At 55.7% G+C, this 3,333-nt stretch carries 5 protein-coding genes; all 5 read right to left on the reverse strand.

Annotation, left to right across the window (positions count from 1 at the left end):
- Window positions 1-156 precede the first annotated feature (156 nt).
- Window positions 157-663, reverse strand: coding sequence for an AAA family ATPase (locus ACP7E4_RS30285; RefSeq protein ID WP_426119940.1), 507 nt, complete (start codon window positions 661-663; stop codon window positions 157-159).
- 22 nt (window positions 664-685) lie between these two features.
- Window positions 686-2,221 (reverse strand): IS66 family transposase, encoded by a 1,536-nt coding sequence (tnpC, locus tag ACP7E4_RS30290; RefSeq protein ID WP_426119938.1) that lies wholly within the window; start codon window positions 2,219-2,221, stop codon window positions 686-688.
- A 60-nt stretch (window positions 2,222-2,281) separates the two neighbouring features.
- On the reverse strand, window positions 2,282-2,617 hold the full coding sequence (gene tnpB / locus ACP7E4_RS30295) for an IS66 family insertion sequence element accessory protein TnpB (RefSeq protein ID WP_426119936.1): 336 nt from the start codon (window positions 2,615-2,617) through the stop codon (window positions 2,282-2,284).
- The gene (gene tnpA, locus ACP7E4_RS30300) at window positions 2,614-2,940 is read right to left on the reverse strand and encodes an IS66-like element accessory protein TnpA (protein ID WP_426119934.1); all 327 of its coding nucleotides are present in this window, start codon (window positions 2,938-2,940) and stop codon (window positions 2,614-2,616) included. The genes tnpB and tnpA overlap by 4 nt, the downstream gene beginning before the upstream one ends.
- Before the next feature lie 187 nt (window positions 2,941-3,127).
- On the reverse strand, window positions 3,128-3,333 hold a 206-nt coding region (locus tag ACP7E4_RS30305), incomplete at its 5' end, for an OsmC family protein (protein ID WP_426119932.1).

Here is a 3,333-nt window from a genome sequence, read left to right on the forward strand (position 1 = left end):
CCCTGCACCTCACGGTGCAACATGCATGACTCGGGGTCTGGTTGATTCGCCATTTCTTACCAGTATCGAACTTTCATCGACTATCCTCCGCCAGCTTTAACTGGCGCACTAAGCGTCTGCTAATCACACCTTGCGATCTTGGGCCTTTAGCTGGCGCTACTCCTTGGATAAAAATCGTTCGGTGATCATCGCCACCGCCTGCCCCGGAGACGTCAGGGCTGTGTCTATATTAAACGGAGCGCTTTCCCACGCCTCGTATTCATGATCCAGCACAGACTGCCAGGTTGGTGGAGTCAGCCCAGGAATATCAATCTTTCTGGTTTCTACCCGGCGCTGGTGTTCATGTTTATCAGAGCAGATCACTTGGATGTTCACTAATGGAGCACCAGAGCGTGTGGCGATATCGCTCCACGCCTTTCGGCTTTCGATTACTGGGTTAACGCAGTCAACTATGACCGTGCTGCCAAAACGAAGATTGCTCAGAGCAAGCTCATTGGCGACCATGTAACCGCTCCGCCCTACGTCTTGTGCAAGAGCACCGGAGTCTCGAATAGCCTGCTCAATCGTATCGATCCGCAGATACACGGCGCTTGTTCTGGTGGCAAGGTCACTTGCGATAGTCGTTTTTCCGGTACCTGGAAGGCCGCTGAAGACAATGAGCATTCTATGTCCTTAGGTTAGTGAGTTAACCCAGTTTAGGTGGCTGCCAGTTATGCGGAAGCAACTGGTCGATTTCACTCGCCCGCTGTGTCGGCAGCCGCGCGAGAACATCCTTCAAAAAAGCATACGGATCATGCCCATTCAACCGCGCAGACTGGATCAAACTCATGATCGCCGCTGCCCGTTTGCCGCTGCGTAGCGACCCAGCAAACAACCAGTTGGAGCGCCCAAGAGCCCATGGCCTGATCTGGTTTTCGACGGCATTGTTATCTATAGGCACAGCACCGTCTTCCAGGTAGCGCGTCAGCGCTACCCAGCGTTTAAGACTGTAATCCAAGGCTTTGGCTGTTGCTGATCCGTTGGGCACAAGATCGCGATGACTCAGCATCCACTCGTGCAGTGCTTTCGCCAACGGTGCTGCTTTTTCTTGCCGTATTCGGCGGCGATCCTCGTCACTCATCTCGCGCGCCTGGCGCTCAACTTCGTACAGGCCGCCAATCGAGTGCAGTGCCTGTTCGGCCAGTTGGCTTTTATTCGCCGCGTGCAGATCGAAAAACTTGCGGCGCGCATGAGCCATGCAGCCAATTTCGGTCATGCCTTTCTCGAAACCGGCTTTGTAGCCAGCAAAGTCATCGCACACCAGCTTGCCATTCCAGGAACCAAGGAAGTTACGCGCATGCTCACCGGCGCGACTCGGGCTGAAGTCATAGACGACCGCCTTAAGTGCCGAAAACGGTGTAGTGCAGTAAGCCCAAACATAGGCTCGATGGGTTTTCTTTTCACCGGGCGCAAGCATCTGCACCGGCGTCTCTTCGGCGTGGACAACTCGCTGCGCCAAAACCGCTTCTCGCAAAGCATCAACCAGTGCTTGAAGCTGTACGCCGGTCTGTCCGACCCATTGGGCCAGTGTTAAACGAGGGATCGCTAAACCAGCTCGCCCGAAGATTTTCTCCTGCCGATACAGCGGCAAGTGGTCAGCGAACTTCGCCACCATCACATGAGCCAGCAGGCCTGCGGTCGGGATACCTTTGTCGATCACTTGGGCCGGAACCGAAGCCTGGATCAGGGTCTCGCACTGTCGGCAGGCCCACTTACCCCGCACATGTTGCTCGACGGTGAACACGCCAGGCGTGTAATCGAGCTTCTCGCTCACGTCCTCGCCGATGCGCTGAAGTTGGCAACCGCAAGCGCATTGCGTGTTTTCCGGTTCGTGATGAATCACGGTGCGGGGAAAGTGTGGCGGCAGCGGCGCTCGCTTTGGTTTTTGGCGTGGCTCTTCTGGAGCAGGAGCTGGCCGGAGTGCGCTCAACTCGGCGTCGATAGCCTCAAGATCAGTATTAAGCAGGTCGTCGAGCAAGTTGCCTTGCTCAGGGCTGATCTGCTCGCTGCGCTTGGCAAATCGGTGCCGCTTGAGGATCGCGATCTCGTGGGTCAGTTGTTCGATGATGGTCTGATCGCGATGGATTTTTCGGCCCATGGTGTCGACCTTCGACATCAACTGCGCGGCTAAAGCACGCAGTTGGTCGTGGGTCATTTGGTCGAGGTTGGGTAAGGAAGTCATGCCCTGGATTTTACCAAAGCAGATCGCTGGCGACAGCACGCCAAAACGCGAATTACATTTTTAAAGCAGTGTGATGGTGCCTCCAGCGCCGACACGCTGCCAAGGCAGGCCAAGCACCAGGGCCTGAAGTTGTTCGTCGTCCAGTTCCATTTCGCAACCTTGTCGAATACCTGGCCAGTGAAACTTACCCTGATTCAACCGTCGCGCGGCCAGCCAGACACCAATCCCGTCATGCACCAGGACTTTCATGCGGGTAGCACGGCGATTGGCGAACAGATAAGCACAGTGCGGCTTCGCCGCACCGAACACCGCAATCACCCTGGCCAGAGCGGTCTCGGTGCCAGCACGCATATCCATGGGCTCGGTGGCGAGCCAGATGCTGTCGATGCGGATCATAGGGCAAATCCACGGACAAACTGAGCGCAGCCCTCGGGATCGGAAGCGGGCCATTTCACCGTGATGGTTTGCTCGCCAAATGGCAGCTCAATAACCGCCGACGCTTGAGCCTTTGGCTTGGGATTGACCGGCGCGATGTTGACGGGCACAAACGCTGGCAACACGACTGCCTGCTGATCACGAAAAAGCGGTAACCAGCGGCGTACGACATTAGCGTTGATACCGTGACTCAGCGCGATGGCCGCCACGGAAACACCAGGCTGTTGGCATTCGTGAACCACTTGGGCTTTAAAGGATTTTGAGTAGGACTTACGTTCACGCATGGCGATCCTGTTATTAAGGGTAATTGCGTCCGCTTAAATTACGCGGACACAATCGCCCTTAATGCCGGGGTTCGGAAGGTGTGTTCGCCGGCCCCTTACCTTGGGGGTAAGCGTTTGGCAATGTCATCTGGGCAGATACGCTACCTATGAGGGGGTGCCCGACTACACGAACACTGTCTCTAGCAAATTAGGCGTGTGGGATTATTGATATTTCGGGTGCGTGGCTGACTGGAAAGTTTACCGAGCGAGCAATAAAGCATTTCTCATGGGCTAATTTGTGCAGAGTCTGAGCCTTTGCGATTGCAGACCCCGGAGCCAGAATCACCTTCGGCCTCAAAACAACTGAGGTGAACTGACCAGCGCCGTCGCTCTCCTCGACCATTGTTCCTTGAG

This window comes from Pseudomonas sp. DSP3-2-3 (assembly GCF_049898225.1).
GTDB lineage: Bacteria > Pseudomonadota > Gammaproteobacteria > Pseudomonadales > Pseudomonadaceae > Aquipseudomonas.